This is a genomic window from Cryobacterium sp. 10S3 (assembly GCF_034344045.1).
In the GTDB taxonomy this organism is placed as follows: Bacteria; Actinomycetota; Actinomycetes; order Actinomycetales; family Microbacteriaceae; genus Cryobacterium; species Cryobacterium glucosi.
Genome location: NZ_CP133773.1, coordinates 4,187,523 through 4,213,868 on the forward strand (window position 1 = coordinate 4,187,523; position 26,346 = coordinate 4,213,868).

Annotated in this window: 21 protein-coding genes, 2 pseudogenes and 1 riboswitch; of the genes and pseudogenes, 10 read left to right on the forward strand and 13 right to left on the reverse strand. The window is 63.0% G+C overall.

The window, feature by feature from the left end; translation table 11 throughout:
• Window positions 1-185: 185 nt before the first annotated feature.
• Window positions 186-584 (forward strand): annotated as a pseudogene (locus tag RHM57_RS19315) (transposase); the annotation flags it as partial.
• Here the strand turns inward: RHM57_RS19315 and RHM57_RS19650 are convergent.
• The 6 genes from RHM57_RS19650 to RHM57_RS19655 all read right to left on the reverse strand — a co-directional run bounded on the left by RHM57_RS19650 (window position 550) and on the right by RHM57_RS19655 (window position 3,512).
• On the reverse strand, window positions 550-669 hold the full coding sequence (locus tag RHM57_RS19650) for an acetylxylan esterase (protein ID WP_369125155.1): 120 nt from the start codon (window positions 667-669) through the stop codon (window positions 550-552). The pseudogene RHM57_RS19315 and the gene RHM57_RS19650 sit on opposite strands and share 35 nt — an antisense overlap.
• A 174-nt stretch (window positions 670-843) precedes the next feature.
• Entirely contained in the window at window positions 844-1,809 is a 966-nt protein-coding gene (locus tag RHM57_RS19320) for a hypothetical protein (protein ID WP_322136710.1), read from the reverse strand.
• A complete protein-coding gene (locus RHM57_RS19325; protein WP_322136709.1) occupies window positions 1,806-2,552 on the reverse strand; it encodes a cytochrome b N-terminal domain-containing protein in 747 nt (248 codons plus the stop codon). Before RHM57_RS19325 ends, RHM57_RS19320 begins: the two co-directional genes overlap by 4 nt.
• The gene (locus RHM57_RS19330) at window positions 2,549-2,716 is read right to left on the reverse strand and encodes a hypothetical protein (RefSeq protein ID WP_322136708.1); all 168 of its coding nucleotides are present in this window, start codon (window positions 2,714-2,716) and stop codon (window positions 2,549-2,551) included. Before RHM57_RS19330 ends, RHM57_RS19325 begins: the two co-directional genes overlap by 4 nt.
• A gap of 198 nt (window positions 2,717-2,914) precedes the next feature.
• On the reverse strand, window positions 2,915-3,022 hold the full coding sequence (gene fliW, locus RHM57_RS19335; RefSeq protein ID WP_322136707.1) for a flagellar assembly protein FliW: 108 nt from the start codon (window positions 3,020-3,022) through the stop codon (window positions 2,915-2,917).
• Between the two features lie 181 nt (window positions 3,023-3,203).
• Window positions 3,204-3,512 (reverse strand): HAD family hydrolase, encoded by a 309-nt coding sequence (locus RHM57_RS19655; protein ID WP_369125154.1) that lies wholly within the window; start codon window positions 3,510-3,512, stop codon window positions 3,204-3,206.
• 583 nt (window positions 3,513-4,095) lie between these two features.
• On the opposite strand from RHM57_RS19655, the gene lgt reads away from it, so the two are divergent.
• A complete protein-coding gene (gene lgt / locus RHM57_RS19345) occupies window positions 4,096-5,052 on the forward strand; it encodes a prolipoprotein diacylglyceryl transferase (RefSeq protein WP_322136706.1) in 957 nt (318 codons plus the stop codon).
• A 277-nt stretch (window positions 5,053-5,329) separates the two neighbouring features.
• Here lgt and RHM57_RS19350 read toward each other — a convergent pair whose 3' ends face one another.
• The gene (locus RHM57_RS19350) at window positions 5,330-6,151 is read right to left on the reverse strand and encodes a nitrilase-related carbon-nitrogen hydrolase (protein WP_322189222.1); all 822 of its coding nucleotides are present in this window, start codon (window positions 6,149-6,151) and stop codon (window positions 5,330-5,332) included.
• 130 nt (window positions 6,152-6,281) lie between these two features.
• On the reverse strand, window positions 6,282-7,766 hold the full coding sequence (locus RHM57_RS19355; RefSeq protein WP_322136705.1) for a cytosine permease: 1,485 nt from the start codon (window positions 7,764-7,766) through the stop codon (window positions 6,282-6,284).
• A gap of 217 nt (window positions 7,767-7,983) precedes the next feature.
• Between RHM57_RS19355 and RHM57_RS19360 the strand changes: the two genes are divergently transcribed.
• The gene (locus tag RHM57_RS19360; RefSeq protein ID WP_322136704.1) at window positions 7,984-9,027 is read left to right on the forward strand and encodes a sensor domain-containing diguanylate cyclase; all 1,044 of its coding nucleotides are present in this window, start codon (window positions 7,984-7,986) and stop codon (window positions 9,025-9,027) included.
• A 596-nt stretch (window positions 9,028-9,623) separates the two neighbouring features.
• Here the strand turns inward: RHM57_RS19360 and RHM57_RS19365 are convergent.
• The gene (locus tag RHM57_RS19365) at window positions 9,624-10,364 is read right to left on the reverse strand and encodes a VIT family protein (RefSeq protein ID WP_322189224.1); all 741 of its coding nucleotides are present in this window, start codon (window positions 10,362-10,364) and stop codon (window positions 9,624-9,626) included.
• A gap of 285 nt (window positions 10,365-10,649) precedes the next feature.
• Here RHM57_RS19365 and RHM57_RS19370 point away from each other — a divergent pair, with 285 nt between their 5' ends.
• Entirely contained in the window at window positions 10,650-12,017 is a 1,368-nt protein-coding gene (locus RHM57_RS19370) for an Nramp family divalent metal transporter (RefSeq protein WP_322136702.1), read from the forward strand.
• A gap of 136 nt (window positions 12,018-12,153) precedes the next feature.
• Here the strand turns inward: RHM57_RS19370 and RHM57_RS19375 are convergent, their stop codons facing one another.
• Together RHM57_RS19375 and RHM57_RS19380 are read right to left on the reverse strand one after the other, a co-directional pair.
• Window positions 12,154-12,627, reverse strand: a complete 474-nt coding sequence (locus tag RHM57_RS19375; protein WP_322136701.1) for a hypothetical protein — start codon at window positions 12,625-12,627, stop codon at window positions 12,154-12,156.
• 541 nt (window positions 12,628-13,168) lie between these two features.
• Window positions 13,169-13,486 (reverse strand): annotated as a pseudogene (locus RHM57_RS19380) (helix-turn-helix domain-containing protein); the annotation flags it as partial.
• Window positions 13,487-13,647: 161 nt separating this feature from the next.
• Here RHM57_RS19380 and RHM57_RS19385 point away from each other — a divergent pair.
• The gene (locus RHM57_RS19385) at window positions 13,648-14,304 is read left to right on the forward strand and encodes a DUF1345 domain-containing protein (RefSeq protein WP_322187940.1); all 657 of its coding nucleotides are present in this window, start codon (window positions 13,648-13,650) and stop codon (window positions 14,302-14,304) included.
• A gap of 397 nt (window positions 14,305-14,701) precedes the next feature.
• Here the strand turns inward: RHM57_RS19385 and RHM57_RS19390 are convergent, their stop codons facing one another.
• The gene (locus RHM57_RS19390) at window positions 14,702-16,561 is read right to left on the reverse strand and encodes a KUP/HAK/KT family potassium transporter (RefSeq protein WP_322187938.1); all 1,860 of its coding nucleotides are present in this window, start codon (window positions 16,559-16,561) and stop codon (window positions 14,702-14,704) included.
• A gap of 614 nt (window positions 16,562-17,175) precedes the next feature.
• On the opposite strand from RHM57_RS19390, the gene RHM57_RS19395 reads away from it, so the two are divergent.
• The 4 genes from RHM57_RS19395 (at window position 17,176) to istB (ending at window position 23,465) form a co-directional block, all read left to right on the forward strand.
• Window positions 17,176-18,573, forward strand: a complete 1,398-nt coding sequence (locus RHM57_RS19395; protein ID WP_322189852.1) for a glutamate decarboxylase — start codon at window positions 17,176-17,178, stop codon at window positions 18,571-18,573.
• A 700-nt stretch (window positions 18,574-19,273) separates the two neighbouring features.
• Window positions 19,274-20,746, forward strand: a complete 1,473-nt coding sequence (locus tag RHM57_RS19400; protein ID WP_322189226.1) for an LCP family protein — start codon at window positions 19,274-19,276, stop codon at window positions 20,744-20,746.
• A gap of 416 nt (window positions 20,747-21,162) precedes the next feature.
• On the forward strand, window positions 21,163-22,689 hold the full coding sequence (gene istA / locus RHM57_RS19405; RefSeq protein WP_322189228.1) for an IS21 family transposase: 1,527 nt from the start codon (window positions 21,163-21,165) through the stop codon (window positions 22,687-22,689).
• Window positions 22,686-23,465, forward strand: a complete 780-nt coding sequence (gene istB, locus RHM57_RS19410) for an IS21-like element helper ATPase IstB (protein WP_322189230.1) — start codon at window positions 22,686-22,688, stop codon at window positions 23,463-23,465. Before istA ends, istB begins: the two co-directional genes overlap by 4 nt.
• A gap of 357 nt (window positions 23,466-23,822) precedes the next feature.
• On the opposite strand, the gene RHM57_RS19415 is transcribed toward istB, so the two are convergent.
• Complete coding sequence (locus tag RHM57_RS19415; RefSeq protein WP_322140582.1) at window positions 23,823-23,978, reverse strand: hypothetical protein; 156 nt, start codon at window positions 23,976-23,978, stop codon at window positions 23,823-23,825.
• Between the two features lie 96 nt (window positions 23,979-24,074).
• On the opposite strand from RHM57_RS19415, the gene RHM57_RS19420 reads away from it, so the two are divergent.
• A protein-coding gene (locus tag RHM57_RS19420; RefSeq protein ID WP_322189232.1) for an IS3 family transposase occupies window positions 24,075-25,207 on the forward strand; the annotation gives its coding sequence in 2 pieces (ribosomal slippage) (window positions 24,075-24,354 and window positions 24,354-25,207; 1,134 coding nt in all).
• A gap of 815 nt (window positions 25,208-26,022) precedes the next feature.
• A riboswitch (M-box (ykoK) riboswitch) is annotated at window positions 26,023-26,192 on the forward strand.
• Window positions 26,193-26,346: the final 154 nt, after the last annotated feature.

Genomic DNA, 26,346 nt, shown 5'->3' on the forward strand with positions numbered 1-26,346 from the left:
GCCGGAGCGTGGGTGGACGACCTTCTATGAAGCCATCGAAACGGGTCAGGCCGGCACCGACCTAGCCCAGCGGACAGGTCGTGTGAAAGCCACCGCTTGCGCGGGACAGATGGCTCTTGAGTCACGTTGGGAAAGGCCGATACCAGCTTGCCAGCCAGCCCCAGGCCAGCTACTAACCATTAGAGATGGCTCTAGACCAGTCTGCCCTGCTCGACCTGTTGGGAGAACTCAAACTCACCGACGTCACCGACCGAATCCGCGTCGCGACCGAAACGCTTTACCAAGAACTCATCAATGCGGAGGCCACCGCCCTCATCGGTGCCGGCCGTTTCCGACGTTCCGAGGACCGCACCACCCAACGCAACGGTACCCGCCCGCGTCTGTTGACGACCACGGCCCGAGACCTGCACCTGAAGATCCCCAAGCGGCGCCAGGGTTCATTCTTCCCCGCGCTCCTCGAGCGCCGCCGCCGGGTGGACCAGGTCCTGTTCGTCGTCGTTATGGAGGCTTGCCTCCACGGCGTCTCGACCCGGAAAGTCGACGACCTGGTCAAGGCCCTCGGCGCGGCTCATCGGGATACCGGCGGGCGTCGGCGAGGGTGTCCTCCCAGAACTCGTCGAAGTCGTCTGGTTCGGTAACGAGCGAGCGGTACTCGCGGAGTTCCGGCAGGCTGCGGTTGTAGCGGGCATGGGAAAGGACCTTTCAGGCGTGCAGTGCACGAGCCCAGCTTCGAGCTCGTGAACGGTAGGGCGGATGCCGCCGGTACTACGGACCCTATGCGAGCGCAATCCCCGACGGACTTTGCACCTTGACGGCAGGACCGACACGCCTAAGAATCCCTGGTCAGCCCCGGCCCGTCGCGCGCTTCTTGTAGTAGTCCCGCCAGATCAGCCGGTGGACCGGGATCCACCGTGGGATGTCCCGCAGGCCGGGGATGAAGGGAACGAGCGTCAGTAGCACGCTCAGCAGGAGCATCAGGAGAACGACGAGCAGGTCGGCGTTCGGGGCGGAGGCGAATGGCTCGACCTGATACCAGAAGGAGAAGAGCCACAGCCACGATTGTCCGGGTGTGTTCCCCGTTTCGTTCATCATGCCCCACTGGTCGCCGGTGAGGTGCTGGGCGGTCGCGAGGTCGCCGAAGTACGCGCCGTCGCCCAGGAACAGGATGGTGCGGGTGTAGTCGGAGTTGTAGAACGACTGCTGGGCGTTCAGGACGCCGTCGAGTGCGCCCTGGCTCGCCATCCTGAGTAGGGCACCGGTCAGGACCGGGACGGGCCCGTAGTCGCCGGTGGCGACCTGGGCCGGGTCGCCGTCGGGGGCGTTCGTGAGGGCATCCGTGTATGCGGCGGTCCAGTCGGTCTTCTGGGTGTCGATCGCGGTGTTCCACGCGTCGAGGGCGGCGCTCGGGGGTACGTTGAGGGTCGTCAGCGGGGTGATCACGAGGTCCTGCGCCGTGTCGATCGGCAGTCGCACTCCGGAGAAGCTCTGCAGGTCGAAGGCCCCGATGGTCTGGGTCGCGTCAGGAGTGTTGTTGTAGGGCGGCCCGTAACCTGCGGAATCACTCGTTCCGCCGAGCTCGGCGGTCGCCGTCGCGACGAAGTCCGCCGGTTCTGCCTGCGCCCAGGACTTGAGGGTGACGCTCGGTTCGTCCGGCGAGCCGACGATCGCCGAGAGACCCACGATCAGGAGTCCGACGACGACGAGGGCAACGGTGAGTTCCTTGAAGAGGTCGTATTCGCGCACCCTTCCGCGCCAGGGGCGTCGGGCGAGGGCGTCGCGATTGGAGCGGGACGTCGTTGCGGTGCTCATTGCGTCGCCTCCGCCTGTTCCGGGTTCGCGTCCGGTCGGGCCGCTGGACTGTGGCCGAGCGCTGTACCGTCGCCGAGCAGCACTTCGCCACTCAGCTGGGCGTCGCTCTCAGCCGCGTCGATCGGGGGGACGACCCCGTGCATCCGCACCAGGATCACGTGCAGCGCGACGACGGCTCCGACCGCGAGGGGCAGCAGCACGATGTGGAAGCCGAAGATCTGGCCGAGGTTGGCCACGTTGAACCAGGCTCCGATGCCGGAGGCGTTGAGTGCGTCCTTGCCTTCGAAGGCGATCCACTGCGAGTCGAAGTTGGTCTGGAGCAGGTACCCGGTGAATGCCGCGACGATCGAGACGAGGAAGGCGGCCATCCCGGTGATCCAGGTGAGCGTTCGCCCGCCTCGCCAGGCGGCCATCCAGTACTTGCCCCAGAGGTGCACGACCATGGTGATGAAGAAGACCTCGACGCTCCAGAGGTGCACGCTGTTCACGAAGTGGCCGAAGTCGGAGATGTGGTACCAGGCCGGGCCGTTCAGGCTGAGCACGACCCCTGAGACGACGATGAACACGAGCGAGACGATGGCGCCCATGCCGAAAACGTAGATCCAGGATGCGACGTAGCTGGGCTGGTCCTGTGGCAGCAGCTTGTCGGCGGGCAGGTGCTTGAGCAACCAGCCGCGAGCTTTCCCTGTCCAGGTGTAGTACTCCTCGGCGGGTTCACTCTTCTGCTCCTCGCGGATGCTCATGGGCGTTTCTTCCCACTCGGGAACGGGAGAACGAGGGCCAGCAGAAACAGCAGGATGATCACGATGATCACGATGAGATTGCCGAGTTGGATCTGGAATGCCCCCCAGCCGACATAGATGCCTGGACTGTCCTGAGTCGCAAAGTAACTGATGAGCGGATTCATTGCGGCTCCATTGCTCGGGATATCGGCCAGCCACGGGTGGATCCGAGCGACTGTGTCCCGATGAAACTCACGTTATTCCCGTTCGGGAAAATCTGCTCATCGTTCCGTGGGGAAAGAACCTGAGACTACGTTCAGGAAGGAGTGCTGCGGAAGGCGCGGTCAGGACTCCGGGTGGGCGCCGAGTTTGGCGCGAAGAGATCAGCCCTGGCCTTCGAGGATGATCTGCGCGCATCGCCCCGTCGCAGCGTTCACGACGATCGGCGCCATGAGGTTCACGGTCGTGCCGCCCTCGCGCGGGTTGGTCACGACGAGAACGAGTGCCTGGTCGGGACCGGCGAGATCGAGGGCGCGGTCGTCGGTGACGACGGGGGATTAGTCCGGCAGGTAGATCACGGCGTCGAGCACGAACGCCGGATGTGCCGGTCGTCCGCGGACGGCAGCGTGGACAGGCCGTCCGCGCCGGCGATCTCCGTGAGGTCGAACTCGGTCAGCGAGTCGAGCCCGGGCGGTGGGAGACGAATGTCAGAGTGGCGCTCACTGGACGCGGTGTGATGTCGGTGAGCCAGAGCCGGTTATCGGCATCGGCGGTGAACTCGTGCCGAGGTCGCAGCCCTCCGGGTCTTTTGCAACCACGGGCCGCTGCCTGGCACACGTGCGTGCCAAGACCGACCTGCGCGCCGATGGCCCGCGCGGTTTTCACAACATCGCCGGTAGCTATGCGCATGCGCACGCCGAGTCGGGTCAACTGGGCTATCAGCGCGGCCGCGTCAGGCCGGGGCGGATCAGCCAAACCCACAACTCCCAACAAACACAACCGGAGCTGCTAGCCATCGGTAGTGGGGCTGACTAGAGAGCTTAAGGACCCGACACGTCACCGTGATGGAAATCCCGTCAACGGCGAGCTCAGCCACGAGAGGGTAGAACCTTTTCCCGGCGGGTTCGCCTGCGACAAATACGCAGCCGCCCGCCGCAGGATTTCGACTTCCTTCAGCAACCGGATCCGCTTCTGCGCCTCCCCATGCCCGGCCGACTCGGTGCGTATCTGGCCAGATTTGGTTCCGTCATCTCACTGCGGGGCGCTGCAGCCACTTCTGCAACGTCATCGCGTGAGCGCCGAATTCTCTCGCGATCTGCTCGATCGTTGTCACACCAGGTTCACGGTTACGCGCCGTGCCCACAACGCAACACGGACACCCTAATACTGAACGGTCTTGAGGCTAAGCGGTATGGGGCCGCACTGGTGCGCTGAACCACTCGGGCCCGCATAAACTTTTGGCGGTTCTGGACATCGGACTTCTCCTTGCGTCCCGGGAGATTCTCGTCCGGCAACTGCGCACGTGCACACGTGCGCACGTGCACACGACCGAAAGGTGAACGCGGTGCTTCACACCAGCATTCCGAGCCCGACTATCAGTTATTTCGATCTCGGGCCCCTCCGCGTTCACTTCTACGCGCTGTGCATCTTGACCGGCATCATTATCGCCGTCTGGATGTCTTCGGCCCGGTTGACCGCCCGCGGCGGCAAACCGGGCATGGTGATAGACATCGCCATGTGGACCGTCCCGATCGGAATCGTCGGAGGCCGCCTGTACCACGTCGTCACGCATCCGACCGATTACTTCTTCCCCGGCGCAGACCTGTGGAAGGTGCTGTTCGTCTGGGAAGGCGGACTCGCCATCTTCGGCTCGATTCTGTTCGGCAGCATCGGGGCATACATCGGCTGCCGCCGGGCCGGGATCCGGTTCTTCTCCTTCGCCGACGCTCTCGCACCCGGGCTGCTCCTCGCGCAGGCATTCGGCCGCTTCGGGAACTACTTCAACCACGAGCTCTACGGCGGCCCGACGACCCTCCCCTGGGGCCTCGAGATCGAATCGACCAACGCAGCCTTCCCCGCCGGGTTGCCGGCCGGGACCCTCTTCCAGCCGTTGTTCCTCTACGAGATGATCTGGAACACGATCGGCGTCGTCCTGATCATCTTCGTGCTCGAGCGCCGCTTCAACCTCCGCTGGGGCAGGGCTCTCGGCTTCTACCTGCTCTGGTACGGCGCCGGACGGGCGTTCCTCGAGTCGCTCCGCCTGGACCCGACCGAGTATTTCCTCTTCGGCCTCAAGATCAACGTGGACGTCGCGCTCCTCGCCGCCATCGCCGGGATCGTGCTCATCATCGTCCAGACCCGACGACACCCCGGCCCGGAAACATCCATCTACCGGAACCCACAGTTACCCCCGATCGATGACCTGGCGGTGATGGAGGCCCCGTCCGGTTCACACACGGGTGGAGGCACAGCCGTGGATCTGCCGGGTGGCCAGGTGAGCGACAGCCGCCGGGACGCCTGACACAGTCGGGAGCAGATTAGTGGCGTCCAGTCAGACGAACCTCATGCTGTTCTGGGTAGACGAGTGAACGGTGTTGCGAGAAAACGAAAGGCTCGAGCCGTCGTTGCGAGGTAAGCGAAGTCCGATGGTCTGCGGCCCCGGGTCCAGCGGCTGGCGGCCATCCTGGAATTGGATCTCGATGCCTTCTCCGGGCGGGCGGAGCTCTGGGCGTTGCTCGCGGCGTACCACCGCCGCTGACCGACGCCGTTCACCATCGCCGAGCCGACCGGGCGGTGGTCTACCGGGGTGCGACGACCTCGCTATACAGCTCCGGCCTCCGGTCGCCGAACGCATCGCACAACGGCGTGATGGTCTTGTCCCGGGACAGGAGCAGATCCAGGTCGGCCATCGCGATCCCCGACGCGTCGGCGGTGGCGACGACCCAGCCGTGCTCGTTGATGATGGAGCTCGCCTCGTTCCAGTCCTGGCCGCGCTCGGTGCCGCTGCGGTCGCAGCAGACGACGCCGACATGGTTGGTATATGCGGCAGCCATGGCGACCGTGACCTCTGGGACTCGCTCGCCCTCTGGTACGGTTTCCCGCGGCCAATTGGTGGGCACGACGATCAGCTCGGCCCCGCGCAGAGCCAAGCTGCGGGTCATCTCGGGGAACTCCAGGTCGTAACAGATGAGGACGCCAAGCCGGCCGAGCGCGGTGTCCACGACAGGGGGGACGGCCGTGCCGGGCGTGAAGACGAGCTTCTCCCGATCCCACAGGTGAGTCTTGCGGTAGCTCCCCAGGACGCCGGAGCCGTCGACGACGGCGAGGCTGTTGTAGACGAGGCCGTCGGCACCGAGTTCGGCGAAGCCGCCGACGACGACGCCGTCGACGCCGGCCACCGCTAGTGCCCACTGCGCGAACACGGGATGGTCCGTCGTCACGGCGACGGACCGGGCCTCCTCCTGCGAGGAGAACATGTAGCCCGTGGTGACCAGTTCGGGCAGCACGACCAGTCGGGCGCCTGCCGCCACCGATTCGCGCACGGCGGCCACGGATCGTTCGACGTTGCCGGCCAGGTCGGGAATGACCGGTGCCAGCTGTCGACACGCAATGCGGATCATGTCTTACTCCTTGTCTCGTGGCCGACGTGCGTTGTGTTGCTCCGTATCGCGGCCGGAGGTGATCATTCGTGAAAGGGCCGGGCCGGTGACCAGGGAGGTCACAGGCCCGGCCGTTTCACCCCGTCAGGCCCTAGTCGATGAGAGCGCCCGCGAGGTCTTCCTGCTCCTGCGAGGCGAGCTCGAGAGCGTCGGCCTGCTCGTCGGCGAGTTGCCGTTCGGCCGCGACGTCCAGGTTCCTGGTGAACAGCCAGTAGAGCAGCGCACCGATCGGCAGGCCGACGAAGAGCGCGACGTCGACGCCGCCCATCGCCTGCGAAACGAACCCGACGTAGAAGCCCGAGATGTCAAAGAACGGGGTCATGCACGCAAACGCGACCAGGTAAGCGGTGATGCCCGCCCAGCCCCAACGGCCGTAGATGCCATTGGGTTTGAAGATCTCCGTGATCGCGTAGTGGCCCTTCCGCACGATGAAGTAGTCGGTGAGGTTGATCGCCGTCCACGGGATGAAGAAGTACAAGACGAGCAGGAGGAAGTCCGCGAAGAAGACCGCAAAGTTGCTCGAGGCATAGAGCGAAAGGACGCCGGAGATGCCGGCGGTGATCGCGACGGTGACGATTCGAACGGTTACGGTCGGTCTCACCTTGCGGATGCTGTCGATCGAGGAGATGAGGGTGAGGGATCCGCCGTACATGTTCAGCACGATGACCGCGACCAGGCCAAGAGCGATCACGAGCAGCGCGATCGTGCCGAAGCCGGGAAAGAGGCTATCGGCCACGCCCTGGATGGCGGTGATCGGATCGCCGGCGTCGAAGTCCGTGACGGCCGCGGCGAGGTACGCGCCGAGGAAGATCAGCCAGGCGCCGCCGATGGCGCTGCCCCAGAACGTCCAGCGGAAGGTACTGCGACTGGGCGTTTCGGCGGGCAGGTAGCGCGAGTAGTCGGAGACGTAGATTGCCCAGGAGATCTGGTACCCGGCGACGACGCCCAGCTGGGAGAAGAATGCGACTGGATTGAAATCGCCGAGATCGAAGGCCCCGGTGGGCAGGTGCAGATTGACGAGCGCCGAGAAGGTCAGGAGTGCCAGGACGACGACCGTCACGTACGTGAGGTAGCGCTCCATCTTGTGGATGAGGTCGTAGCCGAAGAGGGCGACGACGGCGCCGACGATGGTGACCGCCCAGAACCAGAATGGAGAGACGACCGGGTCGGAATGGAGCGCTCCGCTGATCGCGTTGCCTGCGAGGACCGTGTTGAACACGTTGAAACCTGCGTACTGGAGGAAGGCGAAGAGCCACACGAGGAGGGCGCCAACGTAGCCGAACTGCGGTCGCGACTGGATCATTTGCGGCAGACCGAGCTTCGGGCCCTGCGATGAGTGTGCCGCCATGAAGACGGTGCCGATGACCAGCCCGATGGTGATCGCGATGAGCGACCAGACCAGGTTTCCGCCAGCGGCGAAACTTACGACTCCGATCGCGAGGGTCGCGATCTGTGCGTTGCACATGAACCAGAGCGGCCCGATGTGCCAGACCTTGCCGTGCCGCTCGTTTTTGGGCACGTAGTCGATGGAACGGACTTCCAGACCACGGTTCTTGGTTGGGCTTTCTTCGGTCACAAATCTCTCCTTTGAAATTTCGGGACGCTCAGCGCTGATAGGTGAAAAAAGTACACGCTGCCTTACCCAAACGATGTTGCCATAACGGCAGATTGGAGATTCCTTGTGCCAGTTTGGCAGCCGATTGACCGCCTCGCGGGAGTATCCGTCGTATTTCACCGGGTTTCATCCAAAGTCGTAGAATTGGGGTTCGTGAAGATCGACCAAGACTGTCCGGGTGAGCCTCGGTGAACCGGAGGATTTCGCCGTGACAGTATCAGCGGCATTGCCCCTTGATGACTCGGACCGATTCAATGGTGTGATCACAGGGGTGCGCGATCCTCGCCGGCTCAAGGCTGTCGCCGACGCAGACCTGCACGGGTCTTTGGCTGACCCTGATCTGGACGCGGTGGTTGCCACCTTGCGCCTGGCTTGCGCGGCGCCGATGGTCGTCGTGAACATCGTCAGTGCCGACCGGCAAACTTACGCGGCGGAAGTTGGTGTCGGGGCAGAATGCACCTCAGTACCGGACGCACTGTCCTTTTGTGCGGAGGTAGTTGACACGGGTCGGGCCACGATGGTCTCCGATGCCGCTGCGCATCCCATCTACTGGCAGAACCCGATGGTACTTAGCGGCGTCATCGGTTCATACGCGGGCGTCCCGCTTATCGATAACGGCGTGGTTCTTGGCAGCGTGGCCATCTTCGACCACCATGCGCGAGTGTTCTCCGCTGACGTCCTGGACATTCTTCGTCACCAAGGGAAACTGGCTGGGTCTGTCCTCGCACTGCGCCGTTCGGCCCGCACGGACGCGCTGACCGGGTTGCCCAACCGTGCCCTTTACGGGGACCGCCTCGCAGGTGCGCTGGCCAGACTTGAGCGCAACGGCGGAATGGTCTGCGTGATGTACCTCGACATCGACGACTTCAAGATCATCAACGACACTCTCGGGCACGGTGGGGGCGACGATATCCTTATCGAGCTGGGGAGGAGACTGGCCAGCGTATTGCGCCCCACCGATACGGTCGCGCGCTTCGGTGGGGATGAGTTCGTGAGCCTTTGCGAGAACTTCGGTGGCGTCGGCGATGCCGAACAGTTGGCGGCTCGGGTCGTGGCCGCTACCGCCGAGCCATGGGACGTCCAGGGCTGGTTTATGCCTGTGCACGTGAGCATTGGATTCGCCGTGACGGATTCTGCCACAACAGAGCCAGCGGCATTGCTCGATGACGCCGACACCGCTATGTACATGGCGAAGAAGGTTCCTGGCTCCATGTGGGTATAGGCACCCGCCAGCGGACAGAGCCGCAAACGCCTCATCGTTGAGCCGTCCCACCAGGGGGCTATGGCTTAGCCGTTGGTGGGTGGCGCGGGCGTCGAGGACTGATCAGATGATGGGGCGCCTGGCGGAGTGCCGGTTAGCCAAGCGACGACCAAGAATGCGCCGATCAACCCAACGACGATGAGCACCCCTGCCACAGAGCCTCTGAAAGCAACCCCGGAGACCACAATCAGGGCCACGAAGGCTGCAGACGCGACGGCTCCTTTCCAGCTGAGTATCCGCCATCCCCAACCAACGTATTTCTTGGGCCCGAACCAGGCTTTCTTCGTGAACCGTCCCGCTCTTGCGTCCATGACGAAAATCGTAGCCCGGTATCCCGTGCTCGTTCCGAAAACAGTGGAAAGCATCTCCGATTTTGAGCCACGCAATTTTGCTGGCCGGGATGTGCAACGGAAATGTCGTGAGTCCCGTCCTCCCCGCGGTCACGGATGAGGTCGTGCGGCGAGAGTTCCGCGTCGTCCGCAGGAGGGTGTTTAGTGCGTCCGGTCCGGCCCGGTCCTTGCCACGTCTGAGCGCGGCGACGTTTGAGGGGTGGGCGGCTATGTGGTAACCGAGGAGCCCAAGAGCAAGCCGATTGCGAACGTGGACAACAGTGCCAGCGCGCCGCCTAGGACCATCCTGAACGTGGCCCGTCCTCGTGAGCTGCCTCCCAGATGACCTGCAAGTGCCCCTGAAATGGCGAGAACGAGGAGCACGGCCAGGAATGTGACCGGCACCCTCCATGCGTCAGGTGGGAGCAAGATCGCTGCTAGGGGAATGATCCCACCACAAATGAACGCGACAGCCGACGCCAATGCAGCGTTCCACGGGCTTGCAACATCGTTTTCGTCGATGTTTAGCTCAATCGCGAGATGCGCCGCCAAGGCATCATGTTCGGTCAACTCTCCCGCCACTTGTCGCGCAGTTTCAGGGGACAAGCCCCGCGCTTGGTGCATGCCTGCGAGTTCTTCCAGTTCTTGCTCCGGCGTTTCAGCGAGTTCGCGTTTCTCCGTCGCAATCAACGCCTGTTCACTGTCACGCTGGCTGCTCACAGACACATATTCGCCTAAAGCCATTGAAACAGCGCCGCCCATGAGCGCCGCAACGCCAGCAGTCAGAATAGGTCCGACCACGTGGGTTGCACCAGCTACCCCGACCACAATCGCCGCCACTGACACGATGCCGTCATTGGCCCCCAGCACTCCCGCGCGCAACCAGTTCAGCCGGGTCGACAGGCCCCCACCCTGATGGGGCTCATCAGGGTGCGAGTCTAGAGGCTCCCGTTTGCCCCGATCCGACATAAGCCGAGTAAACCACATCTCACTCCGCCGAACGCACCGTGGCGCTCCACGCTTTGGCCATCGCTTTGGCCACGGTTGTCTTGGCCGCAATCATCGGGGCCGTCAGCCGATTGCATCTCCTCCGCGGTCCCACGCTGACCGGACAGCGACACTTTCCGTAGCGCGCCTGCATTCCGAAATGCACACCGACGAAGGTGGCCGGACTCACCGACAAGGTACTGTAACCATGGTATGCCTTGGCCACCTCGGCGCTGCCCGGATTTAATCGCTGACGTGAGGAACGCTATGACGGTCGAGGAATTGCCTGAAAGTGTCCTGCCGGGCGCGGACATTGCCTCGGAACGGACCGGTCAGGGAAACGGAAAGAGAAACCCGGTTTCGCGTTTTTTCGGTCTCCTTGGTCCGGGTTTAGTTACCGGTGCCGCCGATGACGACCCATCAGGGATCGCGACGTATTCCCAGGCCGGCGCGACGTACGGCAACAGCATGTTGTGGACGGTCCCTTTAACGCTTCCGTTAATGATGGCTGTGCAAGAGATCTGTGACCGGATGGCCCTAGCCACCGGGCAGAGCCTCGGCGCGCTGATCCGTCGACGCTTCAGCCGCGGATTCCGGGTTGCGATCGGGATTCTTTTGGCCTTGCTGATCATTGCGAATTGTCTGAACCTGGCCGCGGACCTGAATGCGATCGGTCAGGGCATGAACCTGCTGCACGCGGGACCCGCGTTTCTGTGGGCCGCGATCGCCGGTATTGCCATTGTTGTGGCCGTGACGGCGGGGTCCTTCGCGATGATCGGCCGGATCTTCAAATGGTTGTGCATGGTTCTTCTGGTCTACGTCGGAGTCCTCTTCGTTTCCAACGTAGATTGGGCCGACGTTGCCCGCGGCCTCACCGGCGGGCAGATCCAGTTCTCCCCGGCGTACTTCGGTTTGATCGTCGGGGTCTTAGGTACCACCATCTCGCCGTACATGTTCTTCTGGCAGTCCGCGCAACGCATCGAGGAACTCCGCGCCGAAAAACGTGGCGGCGATCACGCGCCGGCCCTGGACGAGAGGCCAAGGCCGGAAGCGGCCCGACGGCTACGCAATGGACGAGTGGACGTGTTCACCGGGATGGCCTTTAGCGTGCTGATCATGTTCGCCATCATTGCCTCCTCCGCAGCCACCCTCGGCGCACACAACACCCCCGTCACCAGCGCAGCCGAGGCAGCCCAAGCACTCGAACCAATTGCCGGCAACTACGCCGGTATCCTCTTCGCTCTGGGTTTCATCGGCTCTGGGGTACTCGCAGTGCCCGTGCTCGCCGCATCCGGCGCTGCGGGGATGGCAGGGCTTTTGAACAAGAACTGGGGTCTTGACCGGTCCCCCCGGAGAGCACCCCTGTTCTACGCCCTCCTCGGCGTTGGTATCATCGCCGGCACCATCCTCGCTATCGTCTCCACCGACCCGATCGGACTTCTCGTGCTCTCCGCGATCGTGAACGGCATCGCCGCCGGCCCGTTCCTGATCGTGATGATGCTCATCTCCCGCGACAGAACCATCATGGGTAAATACCGAAACGGTAAGCTCGCCGCAACCATGGGCTGGACCGCCACCGCAATCATGTGCGTCGCCGGCGCATACGGCATCTGGTACACCCTCATCGGAAACTAACCAGTCGAAGCGACAGCTGAAGTTTGGACCCAATGGCTTTGGTAGCAGAAACCGGCCTGCACATCCTCGTCGACGAGCGGGCGGATACGTTGATGCGCACGCGGGCATAAAACAGTGGCACCTCACGCCGGAATGGTCACAGGCGCAGATCCCATCCGAAACGAAACCCTCGTCTGGCCGCCGTTTCTTCGCGCCCGATCGAAAACTCCGATCGGGTTCCCGACACGAGGGACTGTGCCTGCTGGATTCTTAGGCCGGCATAGAGCAGCGTGATGTAAGCGAGTTGGAAGGGAAAGACCATCGAAATCAGCACCGCGTCTTTGGCCGCAGCGACCGGCTCGTCGTGATCGAGCTCTAGGTGCTTGCCGCGCAGCACTACCTTGCCCACCTTTCTCAATCGCCCGAGGTCCCGGCTGACGCTTTCGCGAAGACGGCGATTCAGTGGCAGAGCCACGAGTATGCAGGCAAGGGCCTCGGCGAAGAACGCAGATTCTGCCGCGAAGGACAGCTGCACGCCGATTTCCGAGATGGCGGAAGTGCTCCACCGGGCGAGAACGGTGAACAGTACGCGCTGAGTGTCCTCTGGCGTGACGAGCGGCTTGCGAATCACGCCGGCGCCCGTACTTCGGCTGAATTGACCGGCACCACCCCCGAAGTCAGTTCAGGGGACGTGAGATCGGACGACGCTGATGTCATTGTCTCGCGGCGGAGGAATATGCAGAGGCCCGCGCGCTCGGATTGGTTGGGGAGCCATGACGATAGCTCGCGTTTCGCGGCGGCTGGGCGGGTACTTAGAGCGTATTAGTGGACTCAGCGTGGAGGACGCATTATGCAACACAGTGTGGAATCCGGCGGATTCGAGGATCTGAAAGTTGTACGGGTCTCGGCCACCGAATGGCGGGTCAGTGGGCGTTCGTTCGAAGAGCAGAGCCCCGCAGCATTCTGGGGCCTCGTTTGCCAGTGTGGTGAAGCATTCAGTGTGATGCGTCCCGGACGTTTTCCGGAATGGCGTACTTATTGCAGCTTCGATAGGGCGTTGGCGAGCTTTGCAGATCACTCTGACTGAACCGTGCCTGGATGTGGCCCGTCCTACGGTTTCGCTTTACACCAGGGTCACGTCCCGCTGGGTGTAATTCATTGTCGTCCTGCGATCAGCTCAATTTGGCGCCGTCGCTTGTCAGAATCTGGCCATCAGATTGATCTGGCAGTAGTCCCAAGGCGCGCACTCGGCGGTAGATGGTAGCTCGGGACATTCCGAGGTCGAGCGCGACCTGAGCTGCTGTCTCTCCACCCTCTATAATTCGGCGGGCGTTGCGGACCTGGCTGTCAGTGCTGATCCGCGAGCGACCGCCCAGATCCTTGCCCGCCGCACGGCGTTTAACGATCGAGCCAACCACACGCTCTCGCTTGATTTCGCGTTCCATCTGTCCGAGCGCCGCCATGATCGTGAACAACATGGACCCCATCGGAACTTCCTGATTCTCGCCCTACGTCAAACGGCGGACTTGCTCTGAGCTACTGGCCTCACTCACCCTGACGTAGGGAGGCTAGCGACAAAGACCCAGTAGGGGACATCGACAACACACCGGCGGTTGGTTCTAAATCGTGCGCTTTGTGCGAGGATCTGGGGATGGAGCAGGTGCAGGACTTTCGATCAACAATTTTTCATGCTGGCACGAGGGCGAGCGTGGCTTTCATCGTTGGCGTGCTCGTTGGCGTCGCCTCTGGTCTGATTGTGAAATGGGCATTCGCGCCGGCTATCGGTTGGGTTGGGGCGGCGGTCGTCTTCCTGTCGTGGACGTGGATAGCGGTAGGTCGACTGGATCATTCTGAGACCGCACGATATGCCACTCGAGAAGATCCATCCCGGTTCGCCGCCGAGGTACTCATTCTGTGCGCAAGTATCGCCAGTTTCTGGGCCATTGCGCTTATCCTCATTGAGGCTGGCACCGTGGAAGGACTGGCCAAAGCCGGACTCGTCGCCTTGGCGTTGTCAACGATCGCGGCTTCTTGGCTGATGGTCACCACCGTGTTCACCTTGCGATACGCGCACCTGTACTACAGCAACGAAACCGGGGGCATTGACTTCAATCAACGCGAGCCGCCCCGGTACTCCGACTTCGCTTACCTGGCCGTGACGATCGGGGCCACGTTCCAAGTTTCGGACACCAATCTGCAAAATCACGATATCCGCATCACCGCGCTGCGCCATTCGTTGCTTTCTTACGTCTTGGGAGTCGTTGTCCTAGCGACAACGATCAACCTCGTTTCCGGACTCGCCCACTAACCATCTGCTTCAGCGCACCACGTACTCGCTCGAGACAAAACGTCTGGAGAAGGAACGAAGCATCCCCAGTGTTGCCAGAAAGGCGCTCGGGTCCCGGTTTCGTGTTCTGCTCCATACCGGTCAGGGCCCCCGTCCCGGGGCTTGATTCGCGCGCGAGCTCCGTCTCGAAAACTCAGAACTAGACAGCCGTTGCCTGGCGGCCTTCCGAGCCCAGATGCGTGCGAGCCTCCCTCAACCCTTTTCGTTCTTCTTCGGCCAAAGGGTCACCGTTGACGGTCTTCCTTGGCGATCGCTCTTTGCCTGTCCTCTGACCCAACGATGTGGCCGTGAACTTCAGCAAGTGTTAGCGGCCTGGGGTTGTGGGATCGTCAACCGTTTCTTTGAGTTGGTCCGAGGTTTAGAGGAGTGCTTCGCGGGCGAGGACGATGGTTCTGTCTCGGGGAAGCTCGATGACGTCGACGGGGTCGGGTGCGAGCCTGTCGAGGGCTAGGAAGAGGACTTGGGCCCAGCGAAACATTTTGCTCCGCCGGTTGTAGCGGGGTACTGGGGTGGAGATGAAGAATGTTGCGCGTGAGGAAGCGAAATTTACTAGCGCTGTCTTGTCGACGGTGTGAGCTTCGGTCAGGAGTTCTGTCATCCGGGGTTGCTCAAGGAATCCGACTTTCGCGACGACGCGAACGATTCCGGAGGGGAACGTTTCGACGTTGATTCGTTGTTTCATCCCGACGGTGGAGGGGACGTCGATCGTTGACCAGCTCAAGAGGATGGAGCGTTTCTGGAGGGCATGATTTTGAGTGACCATTGTGCGCAGGGCAACGGGCACAATATTTGGATTCCGGGTAATGAACACTGCGTCTCCGGGAACCCGGAACAGGTCCCCTTTGGCGCGTGTGAGGAATGACTCCAGGTCGCTGAGGGGGAGCTCGCCGATGCGTCGTGCGGCGCGGATGCGTTGCTGTCCTATCCACCATGAGCCCATCACTGTGAATATGATTGCGCCGATTGCGAGTGGGAGCCACCCTCCCGAGGTCGCTTTGGGTAGGTTCGCAACGAGGAACGCGACAGTCACCAGGAGGATTGCGCCTGCGGCGAGAATTCTTGGCGTGAGGCGTCTGGAGTGTGCCCAACTCCAGGCCAGGTAGACGATAGTGGTGATGGAGATGGTAGTGGTGACAGCGATGCCGTATGCGGAGGCTAACGCGGCGGATCCTCGGAAGCCAATTGTCACGGCGAGCACAGCAAGTGCAAGTAGGACGTTGATGGCTGGAACGTAGATCTGGCCCTCGTTCTTTTCCGATGTGTGAACTACTCGAAGTGGAGGGAAGAGCCCCAGACGCCACGCTTGATGGATGACGGAGTATGTCCCTGAGATCACAGACTGGGAAGCGATGATCGTGGCGGCCGTGGCGAGGATGACCATGGGGAGTTGACCCCACGCGGGAACGAGGCCGAAGAAAGATGAGGTCGCCTCCTGCGGGTGGCGCAGAGCCAAGGACGCCTGCCCAAGATAGTTGAGGACTAGGGCGGGAAAGACGACCCACATCCATGCGCGCGTGATCGCTTGTCGGCCGAAATGGCCTAGGTCGGCGTAGAGGGCTTCGGCTCCCGTAACGGCCAGAACGATCGCTCCGAGGGCGAAGAATGCTGTCCCGGGCTGGTCGATGAAGAAAAGTACAACCCAGTGCGGTGAGAGCGCTTGAAGGACCGCGGGGTCCTCCAGGATCGATGCGCCACCCGTCACTGCGAGGACAAGAAACCAGAGCAACATTATCGGGCCGAAGAGCCGTCCGATTGTTCGGGTGCCAAATCTTTGTATCGCAAAAACACCCAGCAAGATCACGACTGCGATCGGCACCACAAGGGCGGACAGGGTCGGCTGGATCACTTCTAGACCTTCTACTGCGGACAGGACCGAGATCGCGGGGGTGATCACGCTATCGCCTAGAAACATTGCGGCACCCAGCATGGCAACAATAGTGAAGGTCGTGAGGGTTCGAGCTTTCAGACCGCTCCGGCGGAGAAGCCCGAATAGTGCGAGAAGCCCACCTTCGCCTCGGTTGTCAGCCCGGATCAGGAAACGCACGTAGAGGATCGTGACAACCAAAGTGAGCGCATAGAGGATGGTCGCCGTCGACCCATACACATATTCGGCCGACGGTCCGCTGACATCGAAACTGCCGGCGTCAAACGTCGTCGTCGCCGCGTAAAGCGGGCTGGTGCCAATATCGCCGAAGACGACACCCATCGCCGCAATCATGGGACCCACAACCAAAGCCGGACCGCGTGCGCTCAATTTTTCCAACTTCACGAATCTTTCTACATCCAAGACAGGCTCACGGCAGCTGGGACCGCTGTCGATCCGGTTAACGGTTAGCGTGCGAAGCGGTCTTGAAGGCGCCGCGTCAACTAACTCCTGAATCCTAGGGTGCGTGGAGAGCGTTATGTGCCGCAACGGGTATCGTGCGACGTGTCGGCAACCATCGGTGAGCACCAAGTCGACCTGGCCGGCGCCCACTCCAAAGTTCCCACGGACCGCCCCTCTCTGTGAACCTCCGGAAATAGATGGAAGGCCCGGCGGCTGGGGTGCGTGAAGCCCTGGTCGTCATCGAAGGCGGTAACACCACGAGCAGGGCGGCGATGCGGGTCGAGACGCGGTGTCGGGTTAGAGCACGGTAGGTGGTCATCGCGCATTCGTCTGCGGTGTTTCGTCCCGCGAGCTCGACGAAAGATCTTTGAGCAACACGTACATTTTTCGACATGATCTCCAACACCATCCCGTCGTTGCGGCAGAGCAGATCGACTGCATACGCCACCCCGACCGGGCTGCGGGCAACGGCGGTTCGTGGTCGATTCCCGGCCCGATACGGCAGCATGGACCCCATGCAGGCCAACTCAGAGTTCAAGCCGGAGTTCTTAGAGATCAACCCGCTCTTCGCCCGCCCGGGGGAGGACAGCGTTGTCCCACGCTATGTCCTCGGCGCGGACCCGATGGAGCCGGACACCGCGTACCAGATCATCCACGACGAGATCATGCTCGATGGCAATGCCCGGCTGAACCTCGCGACCTTCGTGGGCACCTGGATGGATGATCACGCCGGCCGGCTCTACACGGAGGCCTTTGACAAGAACGTCGTCGACAAGGACGAATACCCCCAGACCGCGGCGATCGAGGAGTATTGCTGGCGGATGATCGCGGGCCTCTGGCATGCGCCGGAGCCGATGGACACGATCGGCACGTCGACGATCGGATCCTCGGAGGCGTGCATGCTCGGCGGACTGGCCCTGAAACGACGCTGGCAGCAGGCCAGGCGGGCGGCCGGGAAGCCGACCGGGCAGCCGAACCTCGTGATGAGTTCCGCGGTGCAGGTGTGCTGGGAGAAGTTCTGCAACTACTGGGACGTCGAGGCGCGCTTCGTGCCCATCAGCGAGGAGCATCCGAGCCTCGACGGGCACAACCTCGAAAGCTATGTCGATGAGAACACGATCGGCGTCGTCGCGATCATGGGCGTGACTTACACCGGGGTCTACGAGCCGGTCGCGGCGATCGCCGCAGCCCTCGACGAGGTCCAGGAACGCACCGGACTGGACATTCCGATCCATGTCGACGCGGCATCCGGGGGCATGATCGCGCCCTTCCTGCAGCCGGAACTGGCCTGGGACTTCCGGTTGGAACGGGTGCATTCGATCAACACGTCCGCGCACAAGTACGGTCTCGTATACCCCGGCCTGGGCTGGATCGTCTGGCGTTCGAAGGACCTGCTGCCGGAGGACCTGGTCTTCCATGTCAGCTACCTCGGCGGGAGCATGCCCACGTTCGCCCTCAATTTCTCCCGTCCCGGCGCGCAGGTGCTCCTGCAGTATTACCTCTTCCTCCGGCTCGGGTTCGAGGGATACCGTGCCGTGCAGCAGGTGTCCCAGGACGTGGCACGATTCCTTGCGCGCGGCATCGAGAAGATCGGCGCCTTCACCCTGTGGAATGACGGTTCCGATATCCCGGTGTTCGCGTGGCGGCTCACCCCCGGCCACACCCGGAATTGGAACCTGTTCCACCTCTCGGACCGGCTGCGTTCCCATGGTTGGCTCGTTCCCGCCTACCGGATGCCCGACGACCTGTCCGAGATGACGGTGCAACGCATCGTTGTGCGCAACGGGCTCAGCATGGACCTGGCCGCACGCCTGCTCACGGTCATCGAGCAGGAGACGGCCTACCTCGACAGGCTCGAGGGGCCGATGCCGGTCGAAGGGCAGCAACCCGGCTTCACGCACTGACACCCCGCGGCGGTCATCCGCACAGCAGATTCCCCGTAGGTTCGGTTGGGCGCCGCGATGCCAAATGCAGCCATGAAGGAGACCCGGTCACGGCAGGCGTGGTGGCGGCGTCGACCATAAGGGGGGATCGCGGAGGGGAAGCACTGAACGAGAACTGAACGAGAACTGAACCGCACTCCTAGAGCGAGGGATTCTCTGGCAGGCGCCGGTAGACAGTGTGGTGAGAAGCCTCGCTCAGCCAAACACCCGGCAGCCTGCGGCCGGCGGTGTCGATTGGGTTGACGAGGACCGTTGGAACGTGGCCGTGCTGGTCACGTTTGACCACGACAACAAAAGTTTGGCCCAAAACATCGTCCGTCCGGAGAGTCACGGCCGTCCACATTGTTGACATCGGGTTTCCCTCAGCGTAATAGGTCTTGTCGAGTGTAGAAGTTCGGTGTGCCTCCTCACAGCAGTTCGCGAGGTCGGGCGTGGACAGAGGTTAGTCAATGCATGCGTTGCCCGCGAAGTGTTGGGGCGCTCCGGACGGTCAGCGGGACGGTCAGTGGACATGACGGTGCTTCCGATAGGACAGCAGGCAGTCGAGGAGGCAACAATGAAGCACGTCCCCATATAAGGCCCTCGACCCGGGAAAGGCCCGAAGGACACTCCCGCACCGCGCCAGAACGCAGCCTGGTCCCAGCTACACTCTCGATTCCCCATGCTCCGGCTGCTGACAGAGCCACGAACCGCTCGGTGGGTTCCCAGCAGTTGCCTACTCGCGTTGTATAAGGTGCGGAGCAAGCGTGTTGTTTTTGACGGGGTAGCCGCTTTCGGACCGCAGGAGAAAGCCGGGGTCAACGTGACGGAAAAGCCGCCGCAACCGCTTCGGACGCGAGCGCATTCCTTGGGTGCCCCTATTCGGCACGGACGGTTGCAGCGGCGTGGCCCATGGCAAACCGTGAGGGTCGCGCTCGTGTTCTCCGTGAGCGTTCTCCTGGTCAGTGGGGGGACTATTGCAGCTGTTGCCACGTGGGATGTTGCCAGCAGCGTGAAACCGGGCGTGCATCTCGCCCACCTTGCGGACACACCCGGGAGCACTGCTGCGCCTGCGGCAGACGTCGCAGCCATTTCCGGCGGGGTCGATCTACTCCTGACGGGAACGGATACCCGGTCCGGGCAGGGTGGGGCTTTTGCGACGGGCGCAGGTTTGGCGGGAAGTTCCGGTGCGGGCAATAACGATGTCACCCTGTTATTACACATTTCGAAAAACCATCAGAACGTGAGTGTGATCAGTTTCCCTAGGGATCTCATGATCCCTGTTCCCGCGTGTCCGCAATCTGATGGGTCGACGGCGTCGGCGTCCAGTCGGGTGATGTTGAACGCGACGCTCGCCCGCGGAGGGCTTTCCTGCGTGGTGCTCACGATCGAAAAACTTACCGGCGTTCAGATTCCCTTCGCCGCCCAGATCAGTTTCGACGGGGTCTCAGCGATGTCCAACGCCATCGGCGGCGTCACCGTGTGTGTGGCCTCCCCGATCGATGACCTCTACACGAATCCGCCCTTGCATTTGGCGGCCGGACAGCAGAGCATCGTCGGTGACATGGCCTTGTCGTTCCTGCGGAGCAGACACGGTGTCGGTGACGGCAGCGACCTGGGCCGCATCAGCAACCAGCAAGTGTTCATGGCTGCGTTGGCCCGGAAAGTCGAAACGGGCGGCGTCCTCGGTAACCCTGTCATGCTGTACTCCCTGGCCAAGGCGGCGACAGACAACATGGTCCTCTCTGACACCTTGACCAATCCCACGACTCAGGTCCAAATTGCGCTCGCGCTCAAAGATACCGGCTTGGCGAACATGGTCTTCCTTCAGTACCCCGCTGTGGCCGACCCTCAGGATGTGAACCGTGTCATCCCGCAGAAGGAGGGTGCTGCTGTCGTGAACGCAGCTCTCGTCGCTGACCAGCCCATTCAGCTCAGCGGTGCCCCCGGTCGGGCAGCCGTTCTGGACAAATCTGCGCCCGCGGCCCCGAATCCCACGCCCACTTCCCTCTCAACTCCTGTGCCGGGCAAGACTGTACCGGCCACCACACCCACCCCTGTGCAGGCGGCCACGCCCGGCCCCGGGGGCGCCGTCCTCCCGACGACCGTGACGGGACAAACAGCAGCTCAACAAACCTGCAGCAAAGGAAACTAGGGCGCTCGACCCATCCCGGAAATCCACGCTGGGTCACAACGAAAATAGCGCTTTGAGACACGCGGATACGGTACCTGTCTGACGCGAAAGCCTATTTTCTGGCGGGAGCAGGGGAGAGGGATTGCTTCTTGGGCAGAAAGTCCCCGGACCACGGATACCGCCCGCATCCCTGTTGGCCTTGTCCCGGCGTCGATATTCGCAACTCGACGCTTTCATCCCTTGTTAGCGGCCATGCCAAACTGCCCATAGGCGGCCACGGAACTGCCCACTGATGGCCAGTAGAAAGGCCCGTTGGTGGCCATTAGATCTGCCCACTTCTATTTCTGAACCCCCGCCCGGTTACGTGGCGGGAGCCCCTTCCTGGGATTTGATGACGGTGTCTAGTCGCATCAAAGTCGCCCAGGAAGAGGCCCTGAATGAAGTTTGACGGAGAAATCATGGAAATACTCGCTGCCTACGACCTGACCGAGTCGTTGCGTGCTGCGGCCGAGCTCACCGGGTGCTCGCATCACACCGTCGCCCGGCACGTCGCCGCGCGCGACGCGGGCCGGCCGCTCGCGGAGCCCGCCTACCGGGGCCGGGTCACGGACCCGTTCCTGCCCAAGATCGAGGAATGGGTGGAGGCCTCTCAGGGCAAGATCCGTGCGGACCGGGCCCACGCGAAACTGATCGGCCTGGGCTTTGCGGGGTCGGAGCGGTCGACGCGGCGCGCGGTCGCGCAGGTCCGTGCTGCGTTCCGGCTTGGCCGGGTGCGGGTGCACCGGCCGTGGATCACGGAGCCGGGAATGTGGTTGCAGTATGACTTCGGCGACGGCCCCGTCATCGACGGGAAGAAAACGGTGTTGTTCGTCGCGTGGCTAGCGTGGTCACGGTTCCGTATCGTGATCGCGTTACGGGATCGGACGGCGCCGAGCGTGTTCGCCGCGCTGGACCGCTCGTTCCGGCTCCTCGGCGGCGCCCCGACCTACGTCCTGACCGATAACGAGAAAACGGTGACCGTCTCCCATGTCGCCGGGGTTCCGGTGCGGAATCCACAGACGGTGGACTTCGCCCGCCACTACGGGGTGAGCGTGCTGACGTGCCAGCCGGCGGATCCCGCGTCCAAGGGCGGGGTGGAGTCCTCGGTGAAGCTCGCCAAGGCTGACATCGTGCCCAAAGACACCAACCTCCGGCCCGACTACGCCTCGTTTGCCGAGGTCGAAGCGGCCTGCGAGGCGTTCATGGCCGTGGTGAATGCCCGGGAGCACCGCGCGACCAGGCGGAAGCCGTCCGCGATGCTCGAGGAGGAACGGCCCCGGTTGCACCGGGTCCCTGACACCGCGCACACCGTCGCGCTGGGCTTGACGCGGGCCGTTCCGGAGAACACGCCGATGGTCACGTTCGAGAACGGCCAGTACTCGGTGCCGGCGCACTTGCTCGGCGCCCGTGTGTTCGTCCGCAGCCACGGCGTCGGAGCCTCTGAGCAGGTCGTCATCGTCCACGTCGGCAGTGACGGTCCCGTTGAAGTCGCCCGGCACCACCGGGCCCGGCCCGGCAGTCCGAAAATTGACGACGCGCACTTCCCCGATCACCGGGAGAAGATCCCGGGAGATTACACGATCACCCCGCGCAGCGCGGCCGAGACGGAGTTCCTGGCCATCGGGGCTGGCGCGCACGCGTGGTTACTGGAAGCGGCCGCGGCCGGGACCGCGCGGATGAACGTGAAGATGGCTGAGGCCGTCGCGCTGGCCAAGATCAGCGGCACCGCCCCGGTCGACGAGGACCTCGGCCAGGCCGCGACCTATGGTCGGTTCGCGACCGGTGACCTCGCCTCCCTCCTCAGCGCAGGCTCGATCCGCCCGCCGGCACGCACGGCGGGCGAGACCAGCTCGCTCGCGCAGGGCACCGCCGGGTGGGCCGCTATCGGACAAGCCGCCGATGACGAGTTGGAGCAGAGCGCGTGAGCGTCACCGCGACCGCCGCGCCCGCGCTGCCCGCGGACCTGGAAGCGTTGATGCGGCAGTTAAAGATGCCCTACGCCCGCGCTCTGGCGCCGGAACTGATCGCGACCGCCCGGGCGCAACGCTGGGAACCCGTCGAGATCATCAAGGCCCTCTTCGTTGAGGAAGTCACCGGCCGGTCCCGGTCAATGCTCGCGACCAGGCGCCGGGCCGCGGGGTTCCCAACGGGGAAAACGTTCGACACGTGGGATGAGGCCGCGTCCTCGATCCCGGCCCCGACGCAGCAGGCCCTCCGCACGTTGGAATGGATCGGCCGGAAGGAGAACGTCGTCGTTTGCGGGCCCTCCGGGACTGGGAAGACGTTCTTCCTCGAGGCCCTCGGCCAGCAAGTCGTCGAGGCCGGGATGCGAGTCGCCTGGTTCCGCCTCGAAGACCTCGGTGCTCTCGTCCGCGCGCACCGCGCCGACGACTCCGTCGGCCGGGTCGTGGCCCGGATCCTGCGCTCGGATCTGATCGTGATCGATGACATCGGGCTGCTCGAAGTCGGGGCCGACGCCGCCGAGGGCCTCTATCGACTCGTCGATGCCGCCTACGAGAAACGCTCCATCGCAGTCTCGTCGAACCTGCATCCAGCAGGCTTTGACGAGCTCATGCCCAAGACCCTCGCGACCGCGACCGTTGACCGGCTCCTGCACCACGCCCACGTCTGCCAGACCTCGGGCGACTCGATCCGCCTCACGCAGGCCCTCGCCGGGAAAGGCGTCACGAAGATGAGCTAGACCAACTACGACCGCGCATGGCCAACGCCACCAACACCCAGGTGGGCAGATCTGTTGGCCATGACCGGGCAGTTCTCGTGGCCACCAGCGGGCAATTCTGCTGGCCGCCTACGGGCAGTTCCAAATGGCCATTGACAATCCCTCGGGTCCTCGGGTTCTAGGGCACTCGAATGCAACCCAGACCAGCGACTTCTGTGCATTCATCACCACTCGTGGGAAAGCACCACTTGGATATCGGCGAAGACGCCGGTCGACAGCACCTCAGCTGCCAGTTTGCTCGGTGTTGGCATCGCTGGCACGCTTGGCAGCGTCGTGCTGGAGTGGCGGCTACCAGCGTGGAGAACTGGAGATCGCCGGTTAGAGGGAGCTTCCCAAGGGGTTGAGGGGGTGCAGGTTGCGGTCGAAGTCGTATCGGAGGAGTTGCCCGGTCGGGAGTTCAGCGTCACGGGTCTGCCGAGCATTGCTGTCGTTGAGAACGATCCGTAGTTGAGCAATAACGTGCGGATCTGCCATGAGAAGTATGGTTTGCCGGTCGGACAGCAGGGGACTGCCCCGGGTTTGGTTGACTCCTGACCTGTGGAGATTCGTCTTCGCTGGAAAGATGTCATCATGCCCAAGCCTTACCCACCCGAGTTCCGCCGCGATGTTGTCGCGGTCGCCCGGAAGCACGAAGCCCCGCTGAATCAGATCGCGAAGGACTTCGGGATCTCGGAGTCCTGCCTGGCGAACTGCCTCAAGAAAGCCGACGTCGAAGAAGGCGTCAAGCCCGGCGTGACCGAGAAGGAATCCGCGGAAATGCGCGATGCCAGGAAGCGCATCCGGCTGCTCGAGCAGAAAGCTGAGGTCATGCGGCGGGCCGTGGCCTATCTCTCCCGGGACGTCAACCCAAAATGATCTACCCGCTGGTCCGTGAACTGGCCGTCGACGGTGTCCCCGTAACGGTGACCTGCCGGGTGTTGCGCTTCTCCAAACAAGCGTTCTACCAGTGGAAGCGCAACCCTATCTCCCAGCGCGATTGGGACACCAACGCCGCCTGGGATATCCACCGGGACGACCCTGCGTTCGGCTACCGGTTCATCGCCGACGAGCTCCACCAGGCGGGCCTCAGCGCCGGCGAGAACCGGGTCTGGCGGCTGTGCTCGCAGCAGCGGCTCTGGTCCGTGTTCGCGAAGAAACGCGGCCTCACCCGTAAGGCCGGCCCGCCCGTCCACGACGATCTCGTCGAGCGGAAATTCACCGCGACACGCCCGAACCAGCTTTGGCTGACCGACATCACCGAACACCGCACCGACGAGGGCAAGCTCTACCTCTGCGCGATCAAAGACGTCTACTCGAACAAGATCGTCGGCTACTCCATCGACTCCCGAATGAAAGCATCCCTGGCCGTCGCAGCGGCCCGCAACGCGATCGGCCAGCGCACCATCGACGGCACGATCCTGCACTCGGACCGAGGCTCTCAATTCCGCTCCAACGCGTTCCTTCGGGTGCTGAAGAACAACGGCATCACCGGGTCGATGGGTCGCGTCGGCGCCTGCGGCGATAACGCCGCGATGGAGTCGTTCTTCGCCCTGCTGCAGAAGAACGTCCTGGACCGGCAGCGGTGGTCAACCCGGGAAGAACTGCGCCTGGCGATGGTGGTCTGGATCGAGAGGACCTACCACCGCAAGCGCCGACAACGCCGCCTCGGCAAGCTCACCCCGATCGAGTTTGAGACAATAAACGTGGCCCTCAAGGCCGCCTGAAACCACTAACCCTTTGAGTCAACTGAACTCGGGGCAGTCCCCAGCGGCATGAGCAAATCTGTGACGAACGACCGCCTCGAAGTGGATACGACGTCCTTGGTGTCCATGTTTGCTGATAGTTCGAGTCTGCTCGGCGGGCTGAACGAGGTCGAAGTCGCGTCACCGGTGTCGCCAGCTTCGGGGGACGACTCGGTCCGCGACAACCAGCCGGGCCGGAGTGAGGGGTCTTGGCGCCGTGCGCTTTGGTGACGATCCCAGGCCTCTTCAACGTCCAGTCGACGGTCGGAGCGGACAACGCGCGGTAGGTGACGCAGTTCCGTCAGTACCCCTTGAGTGAGCGGCATCCAGCCCGGTTCGCAGGGCGTGAGGACCATGTCTGGTGCGATCCGGAAGAGATTTAGTCGGTGAGCGGCCAGACGCGCCTGGGCGGTGAACGTCGGGTCCGTCATCGTGCCGAGAGGAAGGTCAGGCCCGGGATCAGACCGGGAACCGGCTGCGACCTGGTTCGCGTTCAGTGGCAGCAGGATGAGTGATCCGAATGAGTGCATCCCTGTCCTCTGCTTCCTCAAGTCTTGGTCTCGACTTAGGTCCTCGCCCTTGGCGTTCTGGTCTTTCCGGGTCCGATGAAGGGTTGGACCGGGGGATCTAGTCGAGTTGAGCACTTTAGAACGCGGCGCGCTAGCAAGGTAAAGCTATCCATGTTGCCGCGCCGCCCAGACGGCGGCCGTTTAACGTCGCGGCAAGGTGAACGCTTGTGGAACATTGACAGCCGCGATTGCTTCTGTTGGGGTCTCCGCGTACAGTCATCTTTGCAGGGCGCCGTTCGTTAGCTGAGGCTCCTTTGTGGATATAAGCCAGCGACCCCCAACGTCCAGAGACGCCCCGGGTCAGGACAGGTTTTCCCGGAACAAGGGATTGCCCCGATTGGCTCCCGGTTTCCGGGTTAACGCCGCAAAGTGCCAAAGGTCTTACGAGGAGAGGTTACCTCGGCCGGTCTGGTCGGACTCTTCGTGTGCGCTGAGCAAAGCGGAGGGAGCACGTCAATGAGCGAGAGCCATAGACCCTACCTCCTGCCGACCACGCGCACCAGGTAGCAGTCTGCCTGCACACGCCTTTCTGGTGGCGTGCCCCGCGGTGAT